Origin of the sequence: Methylophilus sp. 14, from assembly GCF_015354345.1 — a bacterium.
Taxonomy (GTDB): domain Bacteria; phylum Pseudomonadota; class Gammaproteobacteria; order Burkholderiales; family Methylophilaceae; genus Methylophilus.
In genome coordinates this window covers 26,358-43,886 of the sequence record NZ_JADKYS010000001.1, presented here as the reverse complement: position 1 = coordinate 43,886, position 17,529 = coordinate 26,358, and the positions used below count along the sequence as shown (strand labels likewise).

General features: G+C 54.0%; 19 protein-coding genes. 4 read left to right on the top strand and 15 right to left on the bottom strand.

Annotated elements, in window-relative coordinates:
• The first annotated feature begins 40 nt into the window (after positions 1 to 40).
• Positions 41 to 832, top strand: a complete 792-nt coding sequence (locus INP78_RS00245; protein WP_194740257.1) for a MipA/OmpV family protein — start codon at positions 41 to 43, stop codon at positions 830 to 832.
• Positions 833 to 858: 26 nt separating this feature from the next.
• Here the strand turns inward: INP78_RS00245 and INP78_RS00240 are convergent, their stop codons facing one another.
• Complete coding sequence (locus INP78_RS00240) at positions 859 to 1,779, bottom strand: PHB depolymerase family esterase (protein WP_194740256.1); 921 nt, start codon at positions 1,777 to 1,779, stop codon at positions 859 to 861.
• 89 nt (positions 1,780 to 1,868) lie between these two features.
• Between INP78_RS00240 and INP78_RS00235 the strand changes: the two genes are divergently transcribed.
• Positions 1,869 to 2,468: an NTP transferase domain-containing protein gene (locus INP78_RS00235; protein ID WP_194740255.1), complete on the top strand. Its 600-nt coding sequence runs from the start codon at positions 1,869 to 1,871 to the stop codon at positions 2,466 to 2,468.
• An 11-nt stretch (positions 2,469 to 2,479) separates the two neighbouring features.
• Here INP78_RS00235 and INP78_RS00230 read toward each other — a convergent pair whose 3' ends face one another.
• The 3 genes from INP78_RS00230 to INP78_RS00220 are packed head-to-tail and all read right to left on the bottom strand — an operon-like array spanning position 2,480 to position 6,097.
• Positions 2,480 to 3,463 carry an XdhC family protein gene (locus INP78_RS00230; protein ID WP_194740254.1) on the bottom strand — a complete coding sequence of 328 codons (984 nt, stop codon included), beginning with the start codon at positions 3,461 to 3,463 and terminating at the stop codon, positions 2,480 to 2,482.
• A gap of 4 nt (positions 3,464 to 3,467) precedes the next feature.
• On the bottom strand, positions 3,468 to 5,630 hold the full coding sequence (locus tag INP78_RS00225) for a xanthine dehydrogenase family protein molybdopterin-binding subunit (protein ID WP_194740253.1): 2,163 nt from the start codon (positions 5,628 to 5,630) through the stop codon (positions 3,468 to 3,470).
• Positions 5,631 to 5,641: 11 nt separating this feature from the next.
• Complete coding sequence (locus INP78_RS00220) at positions 5,642 to 6,097, bottom strand: (2Fe-2S)-binding protein (protein WP_194740252.1); 456 nt, start codon at positions 6,095 to 6,097, stop codon at positions 5,642 to 5,644.
• A 279-nt stretch (positions 6,098 to 6,376) separates the two neighbouring features.
• On the opposite strand from INP78_RS00220, the gene INP78_RS00215 reads away from it, so the two are divergent.
• The gene (locus INP78_RS00215) at positions 6,377 to 7,384 is read left to right on the top strand and encodes an NAD(P)-dependent alcohol dehydrogenase (protein WP_194740251.1); all 1,008 of its coding nucleotides are present in this window, start codon (positions 6,377 to 6,379) and stop codon (positions 7,382 to 7,384) included.
• Positions 7,385 to 7,441: 57 nt separating this feature from the next.
• Here the strand turns inward: INP78_RS00215 and cydX are convergent, their stop codons facing one another.
• The 8 genes from cydX to INP78_RS00175 are packed head-to-tail and all read right to left on the bottom strand — an operon-like array spanning position 7,442 to position 14,855.
• Entirely contained in the window at positions 7,442 to 7,555 is a 114-nt protein-coding gene (cydX, locus tag INP78_RS00210; protein ID WP_194740250.1) for a cytochrome bd-I oxidase subunit CydX, read from the bottom strand.
• 12 nt (positions 7,556 to 7,567) lie between these two features.
• Positions 7,568 to 8,710, bottom strand: coding sequence for a cytochrome d ubiquinol oxidase subunit II (cydB, locus tag INP78_RS00205; RefSeq protein ID WP_194740249.1), 1,143 nt, complete (start codon positions 8,708 to 8,710; stop codon positions 7,568 to 7,570).
• Between the two features lie 9 nt (positions 8,711 to 8,719).
• Complete coding sequence (locus INP78_RS00200; RefSeq protein WP_194740248.1) at positions 8,720 to 10,273, bottom strand: cytochrome ubiquinol oxidase subunit I; 1,554 nt, start codon at positions 10,271 to 10,273, stop codon at positions 8,720 to 8,722.
• Positions 10,270 to 10,479 carry a cytochrome oxidase putative small subunit CydP gene (gene cydP, locus INP78_RS00195; RefSeq protein WP_194740247.1) on the bottom strand — a complete coding sequence of 70 codons (210 nt, stop codon included), beginning with the start codon at positions 10,477 to 10,479 and terminating at the stop codon, positions 10,270 to 10,272. The genes INP78_RS00200 and cydP overlap by 4 nt, the downstream gene beginning before the upstream one ends.
• 35 nt (positions 10,480 to 10,514) lie before the next feature.
• Positions 10,515 to 10,685, bottom strand: coding sequence for a DUF2892 domain-containing protein (locus INP78_RS00190; protein WP_194740246.1), 171 nt, complete (start codon positions 10,683 to 10,685; stop codon positions 10,515 to 10,517).
• Between the two features lie 35 nt (positions 10,686 to 10,720).
• Positions 10,721 to 12,451, bottom strand: a complete 1,731-nt coding sequence (locus INP78_RS00185) for a SulP family inorganic anion transporter (RefSeq protein ID WP_194740245.1) — start codon at positions 12,449 to 12,451, stop codon at positions 10,721 to 10,723.
• The gene (locus INP78_RS00180; protein ID WP_194740244.1) at positions 12,448 to 14,130 is read right to left on the bottom strand and encodes a bifunctional protein tyrosine phosphatase family protein/NAD(P)/FAD-dependent oxidoreductase; all 1,683 of its coding nucleotides are present in this window, start codon (positions 14,128 to 14,130) and stop codon (positions 12,448 to 12,450) included. Before INP78_RS00180 ends, INP78_RS00185 begins: the two co-directional genes overlap by 4 nt.
• Positions 14,131 to 14,150: 20 nt before the next feature.
• Positions 14,151 to 14,855 carry an MBL fold metallo-hydrolase gene (locus INP78_RS00175; protein WP_194740243.1) on the bottom strand — a complete coding sequence of 235 codons (705 nt, stop codon included), beginning with the start codon at positions 14,853 to 14,855 and terminating at the stop codon, positions 14,151 to 14,153.
• A gap of 174 nt (positions 14,856 to 15,029) precedes the next feature.
• Between INP78_RS00175 and INP78_RS00170 the strand changes: the two genes are divergently transcribed.
• Entirely contained in the window at positions 15,030 to 16,388 is a 1,359-nt protein-coding gene (locus tag INP78_RS00170) for a sigma-54-dependent Fis family transcriptional regulator (protein WP_194740242.1), read from the top strand.
• Positions 16,389 to 16,392: 4 nt separating this feature from the next.
• Here the strand turns inward: INP78_RS00170 and INP78_RS00165 are convergent, their stop codons facing one another.
• Genes INP78_RS00165 through INP78_RS00155 form a run of 3 tightly spaced genes read right to left on the bottom strand, consistent with a single transcriptional unit; the run spans position 16,393 to position 17,521 of the window.
• Positions 16,393 to 16,812, bottom strand: a complete 420-nt coding sequence (locus INP78_RS00165) for a DUF6691 family protein (RefSeq protein ID WP_194740241.1) — start codon at positions 16,810 to 16,812, stop codon at positions 16,393 to 16,395.
• A gap of 10 nt (positions 16,813 to 16,822) precedes the next feature.
• A complete protein-coding gene (locus INP78_RS00160; protein ID WP_194740240.1) occupies positions 16,823 to 17,248 on the bottom strand; it encodes a YeeE/YedE family protein in 426 nt (141 codons plus the stop codon).
• 51 nt (positions 17,249 to 17,299) lie between these two features.
• Complete coding sequence (locus INP78_RS00155) at positions 17,300 to 17,521, bottom strand: hypothetical protein (protein ID WP_194741055.1); 222 nt, start codon at positions 17,519 to 17,521, stop codon at positions 17,300 to 17,302.
• Positions 17,522 to 17,529: the final 8 nt, after the last annotated feature.

Here is a 17,529-nt window from a genome sequence, read left to right as displayed (position 1 = left end):
CTGTTCAAGCATGCAGCGCATAACAATAATGGATACACACATGATGAAACACGCAGTAACACGCACCACCACCGGGCTGACTATCGCCTTATTTAGCGCCATGGCAGAAGCGGAGTCTCGCATAGACCGCCAAACTGAAACAGCCGTGCCCAGGGCACAAAACTTATACGGCATAGGCGTAGGCGTCTTGCCCAAGACTTCAGGCTCTGATGAGTACCGCGTACTTGCATTGCCAATTATCAATGCCAACTACGGTGACCGCTTTTTCATTAACGCATTACAAGCGGGCGTTTGGCTGCTGGACAGCGATGACCAGCGTGTGCGCTTTGGGCTGTCTGCTGAAGCCAAATTTGGCTGGGATGCCAGCAAAGGCGATCGCACCCGTGGCATGCATGACCGCGATTTTTCGATTTTTGTCGGCCCCTTGCTGCGCTGGCAAACCGACTATGGCACGTTTAATGCGCAATGGACCACAGATGCCAGCGGCAACAGCAATGGCCAACAGGTTCAGCTGCAATACATTAAAAGCCTGGTGCGCGCTCCACAACTACGCTTGAACGGGGTGATTGGCGCCACCTGGAACAACCAGAAATTTAACGACTATTATTTCGGCGTTGACAGCAGCGAAGCGACCGCCAGCCGCCCGGTTTACCGCGCAGGTTCTGGCGTCGAATGGCAGGCGGGTGTCAACGGCATGATGCCAGCCTTTAAAGACCACTCTCTGTTGTTTGGCGCTTTTGTGACGCGACTGAGCAACGCACAACATAACAGCCCGATTACCGAGACCAGAATTCAGCCGATGGCGTATGTCGGCTACAGTATTCCTTTTTAACTGAGCTGTTTTAACTCAGTTGGCCGCTAACGACGGCCGTTAGCGTTAAAAAACTGCCAGATCACCTCATTGGCAATCAACGCATCAGACCCGGCACTGCCGCCACGCGGTTTGCGGCCTCCCGGCCAGGAGTGGCCGCCAGTCTCCGTGACGCACAATTGCACTGGCGCCAGCCCACCACGGTGGATTTCGCAATAAGCGCCGGGCACATCCAGGATGCGCTCTGCCTGGGGAATGGCCTGATTGAGCTGTACCCACTTTTGTATCGTGGCAGGCACGGAGTTAAAACTCACATCGACCATGGACTGCTGACCTTTGCCGCCATTAAACGGCACATGGTCATCGTCTTTGGCATGGATATGCAACACGGCTACCGGCTTGGCAGGCTGGCAGCGTTGGGTATTGTCAGTGCCTGCGACCGAGGCGATGGCACTGATGGTATCAGATAGCTCACAAGCCAATCGGTAGCTCATCATGCCGCCATTCGACATGCCATCGACAAAGATACGATTGGGATCCACATTGGCCCGCTGCTGCATGTCCTGGATGATGGCACGGATGACGGCCACATCATCACTTTGCTTCTTCACCGCCGGGCCACAGCAATTGCCCGCATTCCAGGTCGCAAACTTGCCGCCCGGCAGGCGGCTGTAGCCATTTGGGAACACCACGATATAACCGTATTTTTCAGCGGCCGACACTTGGTGGTAAAAGCGCTCATTGGCCTGCACTTGCATATTGCCCAGGCCTCCATGCAGCACCAGCACCATAGGCAAGGCTTGTTCAGACAGTGCCTGCTTGGGCACATGCACCAGATAAGGACGCTGGTCTCCGTTCACCGTCACGGCAAATTCAGCATCGCCCGCCGCAAGACCGGCCCACGCCAGCGCAGGAAAAGTCAGCAAACCCAGCAACACAGGGTAATATAAACGTTTAGGTAACATCATAACGGCTCCAGATAAGACCATGGCAAGCATACATGAACGCGCCAGTGAAGTGAGTTGTTGACTGCCTCAGTCAATGCATGAACAAAAATATGACACCACTTGCCCCCACACAACAACCGGTCGTCGGCTTATTGCTGGCAGGTGGTTTTTCGCGCCGCTTTGGCGCGCAGAACAAACTGCTACAACCACTCGCTGATGGGCAACTCATGGCGCTACGTGCGGCGCAAGCTTTAATCCAAGCTTTGCCGAACAGCGTTGCGGTCATCCGTGGCTATGCGTCGCCGCTCGCTGGCCAGCTTATGTCAATGGGGTTTAAGGTAGTGGCCTGTGAAGAACAGCATCAACAGATGGCGGACAGCCTGAAACTAGGGGTTGTGACGGCACAAACGCTTTTTCCACACCTATCTGGACTGGTCATTGCGCTGGCAGATATGCCATACATTCAGACAGCGACCATTACACGCGTCGCCCAACAACTGACGCAAGCAGGACTGGTGCAGCCCATGCATCAAGGCCAGCCCGGGCACCCGGTTGGCTTTGCCAGTGACCTGATGCCGGAATTACTGCTGGTTGAAGGAGACCAGGGTGCACGCGCGGTGTTGCGTGCGCATCAGGCGGAGATTTTAAGATTTGAATGCCAGGATGCAGGCATCTTGAAGGATATTGATACGCCTGCAGACCTGGTTTAACACCATGCCGATCAAGCCGCAGCCAGATTGGCACTGGCTTGAGCAAGTCCGACCTGTTGCAACTGTGACCGCGCCTGAATCAATTCAGCCAGAATAGACACGGCAATTTCAGCTGGCGTGCGGCTGCCTATGCGCAAACCGACAGGGCCATGCAGGCGATTGACTTCCTGCTCGCTTAAATCAAAACTGCGCAGGCGCTGTTTGCGTTTCTCCTGGTTTTTGACTGAGCCCAGCGCACCGATATAAAACGCATCTGATTTGAGCGCCTCAAGCAAAGCCATGTCATCCAGTTTAGGGTCATGCGTCACCGCCACAATCGCCGTGTGTGGATCAGGCACAATGTCTAGCACCACATCGTCCGGCATGCCGGGCAACCAGTCCGCGCCTTCCACATGCCATTCGGCGCGCATTTCTTCACGTGGGTCACAAATCATGACGTGAAAATCCAGTGCTTGCGCCATGGCCGCCAGCACCGATCCTAACTGGTTGGCACCAATAATCAGCAAGCGCCACTGCGGGCCAAAATAACTGTGGAACCAGTCGTTATCCAGGTAAGGCAAGCCCTCTGGCAACACAGGCTGGTGGCGTACTTCGCCACTCTGCAAATTGACCGAACGCTTTAACAAACTGCGTTGGGCCAGGCTTTGCAGCATGGGTGCCAGCTGCGTTGCCTGTGTGAGCGGCTCAGCAAATATCTTCAGCTGTCCACCGCACGGGATACCAAAACGCTGCGCTTCGTCCTGGTGGATGCCGTATTCCAGAATAGCGGGCTGCGTCGGCAACTGCTGATGCCTGGCTTTATCTGCCAGGTCATCCTCAATACAACCGCCAGATACCGAGCCAACCAGATGGCCATCTTCACGCACCACCAGAATGGCGCCCGGCAAACGCGGTGCCGAGCCCCAGGTCTGGATGACGGTGAACAGGTGTGCGCGATAGCCTTGTTGCAGCCAATCGCTGGCACGTTGCAGCACTTCCCAATCTGACGATTGCATACGCTTAAGCCAGTTGGTCGCCTATCGGCAGGCGGCGGATACGTTTACCAGTCGCAGCAAATACGGCATTGGCCACCGCAGGCGCCAACGGCGGTACGCCAGGCTCTCCGACACCGCCCATTTTTTCGGTACTGGCCACGATATGCACGTCCACCTTGGGCATGTCTTTCATGCGCAACACCTGGTAATCATGAAAGTTAGATTGCACCACTTGCCCATCTTTAAAGCTGATTTCGCTGCTGAGTGTGGCGCCCAGGGCATAAGCCACTGAAGACTCCATTTGTGCCTTCACGCCATCCGGGTTGACCGCCAGGCCGCAATCAATCGCCACCACCACACGGTGCACTTTAACTTCGCCTTCTTTCACCGACACCTCAGCCACTTGCGCCACATAGCTGCCAAACGATTCATGCACGGCAATGCCGCGGAACACGCCTTTAGGTAATGGTTTGCCCCAGCCTGCTTTATCGGCGGCCAGGTTGAGCGCTGCCAGATGACGTGGGTGGTCTTTGAGCAACTGCCGCCTATAGGCCAGCGGATCCTGTTTGCTGGCATGCGCCAGCTCGTCGATCAGGCTTTCCATAGCAAAGCCGGAGTGGCTATGTCCCACCGAGCGCCACCACAACACCGGCACATCGCTCTGCACCGAATGTAATTGCACCAGGTGGTTGGCAGTGCCTTTTACATAAGGCGAATCCGCCACGCCTTCCACCGAGGTGGCATCAATGCCATCCTTGATCATCACGCCTTCAAACGGCGTGCCTTTGATGATGGACTGCCCGACCAGGGTGTGTTGCCAGGCCAATGGTTTGCCCTGTTTGTCCAGGGACACCGTGGCGCGGTGCACAAACATCGGCCGGTAAAAACCGCCTTTCACATCATCCTCACGGCTCCACACGGTTTTCACTGGCAAGCCAGCGGCTTTTGCAACCTCTACGGCTTCAGACACAAAGTCCGCGCGCGGATTGGCGCGACGGCCAAAGCCACCGCCTAAAAACTGGGTATGAATTTTCACCTGCTCTGGCTTGAGGCCCAGAATTTTGGCAGCAGAGGCCTGGTCGGTGGTTTGCATTTGTGTGCCGGTCCAGATATCACAGCCCTGCTCAGAAATTTTCACGGCGCAATTGAGTGGCTCCATGGGCGCATGTGACAAATAAGGCAATACATATTCGGCGGTCACGGCCTGCTTGGCCTGTTTGCTACCGCTGGCAATATCACCCGCCTTGGCGGCCTGCACGCCTGGCTGTTGTGCCAAGGCCTGGTATTGCTTTAATAAGGCCGCAGAATCCGGTTTATCATGCCCGGCCAAATCCCACTCCAATTTGAGCGCTTCACGGCCTTGCTTGGCCGCCCAGTAATGCTCGGCAATCACCGCCACACCTGTAGGCACTTTGACCACCTTGATCACACCCGGTACTTTCAGCGTGTCACCGTCAGCGACACTTTTCAGTTTGGTACCAAACACCGGCGCACGCGCCACCATGGCCACTTTCAACCCGTCAAATTGCACGTCCTGGCCAAATTTGGCGGTGCCATTAATTTTTTCTGCACTATCCAGGCGCTTGGTCGCTTTACCAATAAATTTCCATTGTTCTGGTTTTTTCAGCGTCACGCTGGTGGGTGTTTCTAGCTGGCTGGCGGTTTCTACCAGTTGGCCATAACGCAATTGTTGTGTGCCATGAATCACCGCGCCATTTTCGGTGCGCAACTCGGCTACCGTTACATTCCATTGTTTAGCTGCCGCATTCAGCAGCAAAGCGCGCGTCAGCGCACCTGCCTGGCGATAACGGTCAAACTCTGACCAGGTGGTCGATGAACCACCGGTAATCTGAATGCCATAAGCAGTGTGAATATAGGCCGGTGCCGCAGGCGCATGCTCAACCTTGATCGTATTCCAGTCGGCATCCAGCTCATCAGCAATCAGCATCGGCAAGGTGGTCCAAACACCCTGTCCCATTTCACTATGCGCCAACATGACGGTAATACTGTCATCTGCCCCTATGCGCAAGAATGCATTGGGCGCAGGCAACGGCATCGCCTCGGCCGCATTGGCCACGCCCATAAAACGTTTGGCCTGTGGAATGCTGAAAGCCACCACCAAGCCACCAGCGACCAGCGCGGTACTTTTGATAAAGCTGCGGCGCGAGAGATTAATCATATCGTTCATGGTGTCTCTCCTTAAGCCAGTTTGGCAGCAGCTTCGTGAATCGCTGTGCGGATACGTTGATAAGTGCCACAACGGCAGATATTGCCACTCATGGCGGCATCGATATCGGCATCGCTGGGTTTGGGGTTTTGTTTGAGTAATGAGGTGGCAGACATGATCTGGCCAGACTGGCAGTAGCCACATTGCACCACATCAATCTGCTGCCAGGCCGCCTGCACGGCTTGCCCGACTTTGTCATCTTGCATGGATTCAATCGTCGTGATTTTTTTGCCGACCGCGGCACTCACCGGCGTCACGCAGGAACGGATGGCCTGGCCATCCAGATGCACGGTACAAGCACCGCATTGCGCCATGCCACAGCCAAACTTGGTGCCGGTTAGCCCAGCCACATCGCGAATCGCCCACAAAATAGGCATGTCTTCACTGACATTTAGCTCGGTCTCTTTGCCATTAATCGTTAGTTTCATCGGGTAGGTTCCTTGTGAGTATCTGTTGTGCCTGCAGGCTAAACCAATCTGAATGTTGGCTATGGTGAAAAATATACTAACATACACATCTGTATGTATGTGTGTTTCCTGCACGATAAAACAGGAAATTTAACGATGTTAAATTTTATCTAGAACCACGCTATATAAGGCCGTATATAACGAAGGGCAAAGAATTTACATCGCCACAGCAACACGGCACAATCCAACGATCACACGCACCCGATGATGATAGTCATCACATTTTTGAGGAGACCAACAATGAGTAAAGCCATCATTGTGCAACCCGGCGGCGGGTATCAAAACGTGACCATAGGCAGCCGTGAAGCTGCTGCGCCCAAGATTGGTGAAATCACCGTCAGGCTGCATGCCAACTCGCTCAACTACCACGACTTTGCCGTGGTCAGCGGCATGTGGGGGCCGAGTGAGCCACGCATCCCGATGGCAGATGGTGCCGGGGAAGTGATTGCCGTAGGTGCGGACGTCACCGAATTCAAAGTGGGCGATGCCGTTGTCAGCACCTTCTTTCCCACCTGGCAGTCGGGCGAACCGCACGTTGAAGGCTTTGCCACCGTGCCTGGCGATGGCGTTGATGGCTATGCGCGCGAGCTGGTCACCGCCAGTGTGGAGTCATTCACCCTGGCGCCCAAAGGCTGGAGCCATCTTGCCTCCTCCACTCTCACCACCGCCGCCCTTACCGCCTGGCGATCCCTGATGGCAGATGACCACCTCAAACCAGGCGATACCGTGCTGGTGCAAGGCACGGGCGGCGTGTCTATGTTTGCGCTGCAATTTGCCAAACTGGCAGGCGCGACGGTGATTGCTACCTCATCCAGCGACGCCAAACTGGAGAAACTTAGCACATTGGGCGCAGACCACCTCATCAATTACAAAAGCACGCCGAAATGGGGCACGCTAGCGCGTGAAATATCTGGCGGTCGCGGCGTCGACCATATTGTAGAGGTTGGTGGCCCCGCCACGCTGGAGCAGTCCATGCTGGCAGCGCGTGTCGGCGGCCATATCTCGGTGATTGGTATCTTGACTGGCTTGGCGGGCGACTTTCCGCTAGTGACAGCCTTAATCAAGCAATTACGACTGCAAGGCGTGCTGGTAGGCAACCGTGCGCAACAACAAGCCATGATCAAAGCGATAGATGCTAACGGCATGCAACCGGTGGTGGATAAAGTATTTGCGGTAGAAGAGATCGTGCAGGCGTTTCAATACCAGGAAAGCAACAGCCATGTCGGCAAAATCTGTTTATCGTTTTAGTCCTTGCATACACAGCAAACACCACGCTAAACATGGCGTTTGCTCAGGCGGGCAGTATTATTCAGCATCGTGACGGCAATGATCACAGCCACCCGACTCCAGCCACATAGCATTGAGGATGGCCAGTAGTACGGCAAAACCCACGCCTAACAACCAGGTAAAGTACCACATATGTATTCTCCTTTAGTAAGCCTGATGACTGTTGGCCTGGATATCGGCCACGGTGACTTTGCCACGCATGACGTGGTAGGCCCAGCTGGTATAAAAGATAATCAGCGGCATAAAAATCAGCGTGGCAAAAAACATCAGTTGCAGCGTCAGATGGCTGGAGACACTGTCCCACACGGTCAGGCTGGCATTTGGCTGGATGGAAGAAGGCATCACAAACGGGAACATCGCAGCACCTGCCGTCCCAATGACACCGAGTATACTCAGCGATGAGGTTATAAATGCGCGTAAAGTCCGGCCAGACTGCACCAGCCAGGTGGCCAGTAAAGCGCCACAGATCGCCAGACCAGGCAACAACCATAACATGGGCTGCGCCCGATAATTCTGCCACCAGCCTTCCGCTGAGCGCGCCACAGTTTTGGCCAATGGATCAGGTAAAGCTGCCGCATCCACACTGGAGGTGATGACATAGCCGTCGATATGACCAAACCGCAACCATAACCCGGCCAGCACAAAAGCCGCCACCATGACCCAGGCAGCGTATCCGGCAAGCATCATGCTACGCAACTGGATGCGGCCTTCAGTACGATGCGCCAGATAGACGCCGCCCTGCATGGTGATCATGGCGCTCGAAACCACCCCGCATAGCAGCGCAAACGGATTCAACAAGGCCCAGAAGCTGCCGCTATAGTACGAAACCAGATTGTTGTCTAGGCTGAACGGCACCCCTTGTAGCAGATTGCCGAAGGCCACGCCGAAAATCAGCGGTGGTACGGCACCACCGACAAACAGGCCCCAATCCCAGGTGCTGCGCCAGCGCGCATTATGAATTTTGCTGCGGTAATCAAAGCCCACCGGACGGAAAAACAAAGCCCATAACACCGCCAGCATGGCCCAGTAAAAGCCGCTAAAGGCAGTGGCATAGACCAGCGGCCAGGCGGCAAAAATGGCCCCGCCACCGGTGATAAACCAGACCTGGTTACCATCCCAGTGCGGACCGACCGTATTGATGACGACGCGTCGTTCGTCATCGTTTTTACCGACAAAAGGCAGCAGTGTGCCCACGCCCATGTCGTGGCCGTCCATGATGGCAAACCCGACGAGTAACACACCGACCAGCAGCCACCAGATGATTTTCAGGGTTGTGTAATCCAACATGGCATTCTCCTAAGCGTGTACTTCCTGATCATAACGGCCTGTGCCCAGCGAGCCTGGCCCTTGCCGGGCAAACTTGACCATCAGATATAACTCGACCACTAGCAACACCGTGTAAAAGCCGACAAAACCAATCAATGAGCCATACAAACTGGCCGGACTCAGGGTGGACACCGATAAATGCGTAGGGAGCACACCGTAAATGGTCCAAGGCTGGCGGCCATATTCCGCCACAAACCAGCCCAGTTCGGCAGCAATCCATGGCATGGGCAGCATCAACACCGCCCACTTCAGCAACCATAGTTTTTCAGTAAAACAGCCTTTGAGACTGCTCCACATGGCCAGCGCAAACAGCGCCAGCATGGCAAAGCCCAGGCCCACCATGATGCGGAACGACCAGAACATGGGGGCTACGCGCGGCACGGTGTCATCCACCGCCTGTGCAATCATGGCTGGCGTGGCCTCAGCGACCTTATCGGTATAGCGCTTGAGCAACAGGCCAAACCCCAAGTCATGGATATGGGCCTTGAGCGTAGCCTCGGCTTCGCTGTTATTGCGATCGGCCCGCAATTGCTCCAGCGCCACCACGGCGGGGATACCATTCAGAATACGTTCACGGTTTTTGGCCTTGATCTCGTCTATACCTGGAATGGTTTTACTCAGCGAGCGCGTACCGATAATGCCCATCACATAAGGCATCTCGATTTCCCAGTTGTTTTTGTGCTCGGCCTCGTTGATGCCCGCCAGCAAAGTCAGTCCGGCCGGGGCAGGCTTGGTTTCCCACATGGCTTCTATCGCCGCCATTTTGGTTTGCTGCGCTTCGCCTACGGTATAACCGGACTCGTCCCCGAGAACAATCACACTGGCTGAAGCGGCGAGACCAAACGCGGCAGCTACACTAAAACTGCGTTTGGCAAACTCTACATTTCTCTTTTTAAGCAGGTACCAGCTGGAGATGGAGAGCACAAACATGGCGCCGGTAACATAACCGGCAGACACCGTATGCACAAACTTCACCTGCGCATCCGGATTCATCAGGATATCCCAGAAATTGGTCATTTCCATGCGCATGGTGTGCCAGTTAAACTCGGCACCAACCGGGTTTTGCATCCAGCCATTCGCAATCAGTATCCACAACGCCGACAGGTTGGTGCCTATGGCCATGAGCAGCGTCACCATCAGGTGCTTGGGTTTGGACAGCTTGTCCCAACCGAAGAAAAACAGGCCGATAAAGGTGGATTCCAGAAAAAATGCCATCAGGCCTTCAATGGCCAGCGGTGCGCCGAAAATATCGCCCACATAATGTGAGTAATAAGCCCAGTTGGTGCCAAACTGAAACTCCATAGTGATGCCGGTGGTGACGCCCAGGGCAAAGTTGATACCAAACAGCTTGCCCCAAAAGCGTGTCATGTCTTTCCAGATCAACTTGCCGGTCATGACGTAGACACTTTCCATGATGACGAGTAGCCAGACCATGCCCAGTGTCAGCGGCACAAACAAAAAGTGGTACATGGCGGTGGCTGCAAATTGCAGTCGCGACAAATCTACCAGTTCGTGAGAAATCATTTTGAACCTCCAGTCTCTGCAGAGGATTGCGCCGATACGCTGACTAAGTGCCTAAACACGCTTTCAGTATCAGGATGTTGCTTCTGCGGCTTGACGATACATACCCACAACATCCATAACAGAATCACTTTAATCAGCAATACCCATGTCAAATGTCTAAAAAGGGCGCTGTTGCGATAATGCGTCACCAGTTTTTTAATGTGCATGACCAGTCCAGATTCAGGAAAGATTGACAGATGTGTTACTTGCGAAACAGTAAGTACACCGGACACCAGCCAATCAGCCCGGTTGCTAAAGGTATAACGCCTAACCAGCCCCAGGCCGCTCCCTGGAAAAACAGTGTCCATAGCAGTAAACCCGCCCCCACAATCACTCTTAAATATCGCTCAAATTGACTGATGTTATTTGCCATCGCTTGTCTCCTTACTGTTACCCAGAATACATCTATTAATGACATGCCAGCGCTGCATAGGCTTGATATTGTGTGAGATAGATCTTGCCATTAAGCTGTTGCTTCAGAGAAGAATCTTGTAACGTATCCATCACCGGCCCTTTGACCTCGGACAAATGAAAGCCAATTTTAAGAGCAGATAAGTGCTGATTAATGGTTTCAAGCACTTCAAGCGCACTACTATCCACCTCATTCACCGCTGAACACATGAGGATCACATGCTTGACTGCCGGATTGTCAGCTAGCACTTCCAGCACCTTCTGCTCCAGATACCTCGCATTGGCAAAATATAAACTCTGATCTACGCGCATGGTCACCACATCGGGGCACACCTTGACTGCATGCCGTGCAACGTTTCTGAAATGTTCGGTGCCAGGCACCTGGCCAACGATAGCAATATGTGGACGGCTGCTACGATAAAGATGCATGGCTACCGACAGTAGCACCCCCGCGCTGATTCCGCTCTCCACATTCACCAGCAAGGTAATCATAAATGTCATCAACAGTGCCAGAAAGTCACTACGATTACGTCGCCACGTATCAATAAACACTTGCCACTCAAGGAGGCTTAATACCGCCACAATGATGGTAGCTGCCAGAATGAATCGCGGCAGATCACTCAGCCACCCTGCCAGAAACAGGGTGGCCAGTAGCATCCCCACTGCAGTGAAAAAGCCAGCTGCGGGGGTTTGCGCTCCTGCATCCATATTCACTACCGATCGTGACACACCGCCAGTCACCGGCTGTCCCGCACTGAAGCTCGCCGCCAGATTAGCGGCACCCAGTGCCAGCAATTCCTGATCAGGGTCGATACGCTCACGTCGCTTCATTGCCAGGTTCTGGGCCACTGAAATAGACTCAACGTAGCCGACAATCGAAATCAGTATGGCTGGCATCAATAAAGCCTGCCAAAGTGGGGCGTCCCAGTGTGGCCAGGTGAGCGCCGGCAAGCCGGCTGGAATCTGCCCAACCGTACGCACCCCGGCAAGTATCGTAAAGTTCTGACGGATGGCCCAGGTACCAGAAATCACGAGTAAAGCCGGAACCGAGCGGCTAAGCGTTTGTGCCCAAAACAAGCTCAATCCCGCTGTTTGCAAGGCGCGGACACCGTAGCGCCTGAACAGTAGCAGCAACAGCAATGTCAATAGCGATAAAAGGGCTGTGACCCCATGTACCTCGTCAATCTGTAACAATATGCCGTGCCACAGGGTTAGCATATTGTCACCACTGGCCTGAATCCCAAGCAAGGTCGGTAGCTGACTGCTGGCAATGACCAGACTGGCGGCCCCGATAAATCCGGCAATCACCGGGTGTGACAAAAAATTAGCCAGAAACCCCAGCCTGAATACGCCAGCAAAAAGCAGAAACAGTCCCGATAAACAGGCCAACACAATGGCCGCCTGCAACCCCATCTGCAAGTTTTGTGCGGAATATGGCGCAATGGCACTCGCCGTCATGAGTGCAGCCACAGCTACCGGCCCAACAGCCAGCGTCGAGCTGGTGCCGAGCAATGCATAGCAAACCAGTGGCAACATGCTCGCATAAAGCCCGACCTGCGGCGGCAGGCCAGACAGGATGGCGTAAGCCAGTGCTTGCGGCACCAGCATCAGCGTCACTATCACGGCTGCTGTCAGGTCATGAATCGCATGCTGGCGCTGATATCGACGCCCCCAGTCCAGTACCGGCAAACGACGTAGCCACGCCGTCTTGTCCAGAATCGCGGTCATACATGCTCCTGCGATTGTTGCAATACTTGTGGCTGCGCCAGCCACTCATGCCCTTTAAGCATACCTTTCCAGTAAACCGGCGGTAACAGGCGCTCTTTCAGCATCCAGGCCAGACGAGAAGGCTGCTGGCCATTAATCAGCCAGTTGGGAAAACTGGGTAACAAACGGCCCCCATAACCAAACTCGGCCAGCACTACTTTGCCACGTTCGACAGTTAATGGACAGGATCCATAACCATCATAAGCAGCGCGGCGATTGTCCAGCTTGAGATCAAACAACACATTGGTGGCGACCACAGGCGCCTGTTTACGCGCAGCAGCAGCTGTTTTGGCATTGGGGCTATTGGCGGCATCCCCCAGCGCGTAGATATTGGGATAGACTTTGTGTTGAAGCGTGTCCGGAGTCACATCTATCCAGCCTGCCCCATCCACCAAAGCACTGGCACGAATAAAGTCAGGAGCCTGTTGCGGCGGCACGACATGTAACATGTCAAAATCAGTTTCTATGGTTTCCTGGCTACCATCTTCCAGCGTACGGGCAAACCACACTTTTTTATGATCACCATCCACTTTGGTCAGTCGGTGATTAAAATGGAGTTGCGTACCATACTTTTTGATATAAGCCATGAGGGCGGGTACGTATTCCTTAATGCCGAACAGCACTGCACCTGCATTATAAAAATCAATCTCGACCTTGCTTAACAAGCCACTACGCCACCAGTGGTCAGCCGACAGGTACATGGCTTTTTGAGGTGCACCTGCACATTTAATTGGCATGGGCGGTTGCGTAAAGACCGCTTTACCCCCCTTGAACTGACTGACCAGCTCCCAGGTGTAAGGCGCCAGATCATAGCGATAATTGGACGTCACGCCGTTTCTGCCCAGTGTTTCAATGAGTCCCTCAACGCCACCCCAGTGAAGCTTGATACCAGGACAGACGATTAATTTTTCGTAATGTACAGTTTGGCAACCTTCCAGAATCACACGGTCGGACTGCGGTTCAAAACCGGCCACTGCCGCTTTAATCCATTTCACCCCGTTTGGAATCACCGAGGCCATGGTTTTTACGGTGTAGGCAGCATCAAACACGCCACCACCCACCAGTGTCCAGCCAGGCTGATAATAATGGGTTTCTGCAGGGTCGATAATCGCAATATCCAAATCCGGTGAACGTGCCAGCAAACTTGAGGCCACAGCAATGCCTGCCGCTCCAGCGCCCACAATCACGATCTGGTGAGACTGCTGAGTCACAGATTTACTTTGACCACCTGACACCAGACGCAGACTCAAACCCGAAAGATCATAGCCGGCTTGCTTACCAAATAACAACAGTTCGGATAAGGGTACTTTACCCGCCGCTTGCAAGCTCCATAAGGTAATAGCTCGCATGCCGGATCGACAATAGGCCATCACCGGTTTAGGTGCGGCGGCAAAAGCCTCAGCAAACGATTGGACTTCGGCATCGGTGATTTTGCCGCTGGTCACGGGTAAATACACGGCATGCAATCCCAGCACCTTGGCAACGGTTTCGATCTCCTGAAAGTTAGGCTGGTCAGCACCCTCGCCATCTGGTCGATGACAAAATACCGATCTAAAGCCTTGCGCAGCAACCGCCTCTAAATCCGTGGCCAGCAATTGGTCAGCGACTGTGATCTCCTGATTAATCTTCCCCAATTTCATTATTTTTCTCCTATGGCTGGTTAAGCGGATTGCTTGACCGCGATATTGCCGCAAGCCTGATTGGCAGGCAGCGCAACATCAATATGCTTCGGATAAGCCAGCTTTAAATTCGCCATGATTTCTACAAACTCCTGACGCGATTTCTCGCCACCCAGGCGCTTGTTTTCGCGCTTTTCCTGCCCAACCGTAGAAACGATGTTGCCGTTGTAATCATGACCAGGATAAATCAAGGTCTCATCTGGCAAACTGAAAATCTGCTTGTGTATGCTGTCATAGAGTTGGCCAGCATTGCCCTGCTGAAAATCTGTACGACCACAGCCACCAATCAGCAAGGCATCTCCGGTAAAGATGCGGTCACCCACCAGATAGCTGACGCAGCCGTTGGTATGCCCGGGTGTATATCTCACCTCAATATCCAGGCTACCCACCTGCACATGAATGCCATCCGTCACTAATAAATCACCACACATTGCACCAGCATCACGATGCACCACACTTTTACTGCCCACACGCCTGCGTAGGGCGTCAGCTGCAGTGACATGGTCGGCATGGACATGTGTTTCCAAGGTGTACACCAAATGCAAGTCCTGCTGCGCAAGCGCCGCAAGATACCTGTCGATATCGTGCTCCACCGTATCAATCAACACCGCCTGCCTGGTGACTTCACAGCCGAGCAAGTAGGTAAAAGTACTGCTGTCCGGATCGAAAAATTGCTGGAATATCATGAGAACTCTCCTTGGGGAATGACAATGATCTAGGCAAAATCGGTGCCACATGTTCCATAGGGTGTGATTATTTAAATTAATCATGCACTTAATCTAAAATATCGATTGAAATTCAATGCAGTTAGTGTTTCAATGAAACACAAATCCTCAGCACGGAACGTTTCAAAATATAAAATGGAACAACCCAATATCGATTTTTTTGCGCACCCGCCGCAACTCAGCCAGTCACAAGGCGAATCACTGGCACGCATGATTGCATTGATCATGCCGGATGCCGCTGTGTTCACGGTGGACCGCGACAAGAAAATCAGTTTTTGGAGCCCGGGCGCTGAAAAGCTACTAGGCTACGCAGCACAAGCCTTGCAGGGGGAAAGCTGCCTCACCGCCAACCGTTGCATACAATGCATGCGTGGTTGCGGGCTCACCGAGTCAGGAAAAGTCACAGCGTTTCCACTGCAGTTGCAGCGAGACGATGGCCAGTTACAAGGCGTGATCAAATACGCCATGGCTTTTCAGGCTGCCGACGGCAGCTTTGACGGCGGCCTGGAAATCCTGCTACCACAGCGCACATCCAACGCGCTACCGGCAGTTAGCGACATGGCAGAAAAATATGGCCTCATCAGCCATGCGCCAGAGATGTACAAAGTGTTCGAGATGATACGCCGCGTGGCCAACACCGATATGCCAGTACTGATCCGTGGTGATTCGGGCACTGGTAAAGAGTTGGTGGCGCGCGCCATTCATGGCGAAAGTGCGCGCCACAAAGCACCATTTGTGGCGATTAACTGCGCCACGCTGAACGCGGGCATTCTGGAAAGTGAACTGTTTGGCCATGTCAAAGGCGCGTTTACTGGCGCGGTGCGCGATCATCAAGGCCTGTTTGGCCGTGCCGAAGGCGGCAGCTTGCTGCTGGATGAAATCGCAGAGCTGCCAATTGCATTGCAAGCACGCTTGTTACGCGTGTTAGAGAGCGGAGAATACCTGCCTGTGGGCGCGGAAAAACCCTTATTGGCGAATGTCCGTATCCTGGCGGCCACGCACAAAGCACTCCGCGAAGAGGTCAAGGCCGGGCGGTTCCGGCAGGACTTGCTGTACCGCCTGCGCGTGATCCCGTTGTTCATTCCGCCGTTAAATGCGCGCAAGCAGGATATTCCCTTGATTATCCGCCACCTGTTAAAACAACAATTCAGTGATGATCGCTTGCCGGTGATGAGCACAGCCGCCATGCAGCAATTAATGACCTATGACTGGCCAGGTAATGTGCGCGAATTACGCAATGTAATGCACTACGCCCTGGTGATGTGTGATGGCAAACAAATAGAGGTGACTGATTTACCGCCGGAGTTACAACCCACACAGCAGTCAACTCCGAATACGGCGACTGTCAGCACGGGCCGAAAAACGCTTTCAGAAGCAGATATCTTACAGGCACTGGCAGCTAACCACGGCAACCTGACCCAAGCCGCCAAACAATTAGGCGTGGGGCGAACCACCTTGTGGCGCCACCGCAAGCTCTGGCAGGATCAGACATAAAGACTTACAACCAGCCGCGCCTGGCTGCCCAGGTATACAACCCCATGCCTGCCAGCATGCTGGCCACAAATATCCACACCTCACGCCCACCAATAAGGATTGACGCCACCGCCGGGCCAGGACAAAAGCCCGCGATGCCCCAACCGGCGCCAAACAACATGGCCCCAAGCACCAGTTTGCGATCAATCAAGGTGGTGGCAGGCAGTTGCATGGGCAGCCCTAACTGACTGACAGCTTGCCTGCGTGCAAACCTAAAGGCAAAAAAACTGACGGCAATCGCCCCCATCATGACAAATGCCAGCGAAGGGTCCCAGTCACCCGTAATGTCTAAAAAGGCCAATACTTTGGCGGGGTTGGTCATGCCACCGACAACCAGGCCCAGGCCAAAGATCACGCCCGCCAATAATGCAATCACGCTCGACATGTCTCCCCCCTTATGCGGCCACCAGGCCGTGACGCAACAGCCAGACCACCAGTATCGCCGTCGCCATAAACGTGAGCGTGGCAACCAGCGAGCGCAAGGACAAGCGCGACAAACCACAAACGCCGTGGCCACTGGTGCAACCGCTGCCCAAGCGCGTGCCAAACCCGACCAGCAGACCGGCCACCACCAAGCCCGGCGTGCTGGTAACTATTTGCACAGCAGGTAAAGGCGCCCAGCATGCATACAATAGCGGGGCGAGCATCAGGCCGCTGACAAAAGCAAGGCGCCAGACACGGTCACCCGCGGCGGCGGACCAAAGCTGGCCGACAATGCCACTGATGCCAGCAATCTTGCCCAGCCAAAGTATCATCAACAGGGTCGAAAAGCCGATTAGCAGACCGCCAATCAGCGATGGCAAAGGTGTAAAGGTCGTCATAAAGTTAGCTTGTTATCCAAGAAAAAATGCGCTGGCGATGGCGTGCAGCGTTTAGTCCACTTCATCCGCCATATCTTCATGTGGCGTGGGCGAGTTGCGGTTACATTCAAAGCCTGCCTTTTCCAGCGTCACGCGGTATTCACAACTGGGCAAATGCCCTTCGAGACGGCCGTTGATCTGCGTGGTTTCCTGTTTGCAAAACGCACAACGATAACGATGCGCCTGGCCTTCAAAATGCTCTTGTGGATAATCGATATAAAACAGACGTTTCATCATGGCCT

Coding starts and splice junctions, on each gene's coding strand:
- INP78_RS00245 (WP_194740257.1), top strand. CDS start 41: ATGATGAAACACGCAGTAACACGCACCACCACCGGGCTGACTATCGCC.
- INP78_RS00240 (WP_194740256.1), bottom strand. CDS start 1,779: ATGATGTTACCTAAACGTTTATATTACCCTGTGTTGCTGGGTTTGCTG.
- INP78_RS00235 (WP_194740255.1), top strand. CDS start 1,869: ATGACACCACTTGCCCCCACACAACAACCGGTCGTCGGCTTATTGCTG.
- INP78_RS00230 (WP_194740254.1), bottom strand. CDS start 3,463: ATGCAATCGTCAGATTGGGAAGTGCTGCAACGTGCCAGCGATTGGCTG.
- INP78_RS00225 (WP_194740253.1), bottom strand. CDS start 5,630: ATGAACGATATGATTAATCTCTCGCGCCGCAGCTTTATCAAAAGTACC.
- INP78_RS00220 (WP_194740252.1), bottom strand. CDS start 6,097: ATGAAACTAACGATTAATGGCAAAGAGACCGAGCTAAATGTCAGTGAA.
- INP78_RS00215 (WP_194740251.1), top strand. CDS start 6,377: ATGAGTAAAGCCATCATTGTGCAACCCGGCGGCGGGTATCAAAACGTG.
- cydX (WP_194740250.1), bottom strand. CDS start 7,555: ATGTGGTACTTTACCTGGTTGTTAGGCGTGGGTTTTGCCGTACTACTG.
- cydB (WP_194740249.1), bottom strand. CDS start 8,710: ATGTTGGATTACACAACCCTGAAAATCATCTGGTGGCTGCTGGTCGGT.
- INP78_RS00200 (WP_194740248.1), bottom strand. CDS start 10,273: ATGATTTCTCACGAACTGGTAGATTTGTCGCGACTGCAATTTGCAGCC.
- cydP (WP_194740247.1), bottom strand. CDS start 10,479: ATGCACATTAAAAAACTGGTGACGCATTATCGCAACAGCGCCCTTTTT.
- INP78_RS00190 (WP_194740246.1), bottom strand. CDS start 10,685: ATGGCAAATAACATCAGTCAATTTGAGCGATATTTAAGAGTGATTGTG.
- INP78_RS00185 (WP_194740245.1), bottom strand. CDS start 12,451: ATGACCGCGATTCTGGACAAGACGGCGTGGCTACGTCGTTTGCCGGTA.
- INP78_RS00180 (WP_194740244.1), bottom strand. CDS start 14,130: ATGAAATTGGGGAAGATTAATCAGGAGATCACAGTCGCTGACCAATTG.
- INP78_RS00175 (WP_194740243.1), bottom strand. CDS start 14,855: ATGATATTCCAGCAATTTTTCGATCCGGACAGCAGTACTTTTACCTAC.
- INP78_RS00170 (WP_194740242.1), top strand. CDS start 15,030: ATGGAACAACCCAATATCGATTTTTTTGCGCACCCGCCGCAACTCAGC.
- INP78_RS00165 (WP_194740241.1), bottom strand. CDS start 16,812: ATGTCGAGCGTGATTGCATTATTGGCGGGCGTGATCTTTGGCCTGGGC.
- INP78_RS00160 (WP_194740240.1), bottom strand. CDS start 17,248: ATGACGACCTTTACACCTTTGCCATCGCTGATTGGCGGTCTGCTAATC.
- INP78_RS00155 (WP_194741055.1), bottom strand. CDS start 17,521: ATGAAACGTCTGTTTTATATCGATTATCCACAAGAGCATTTTGAAGGC.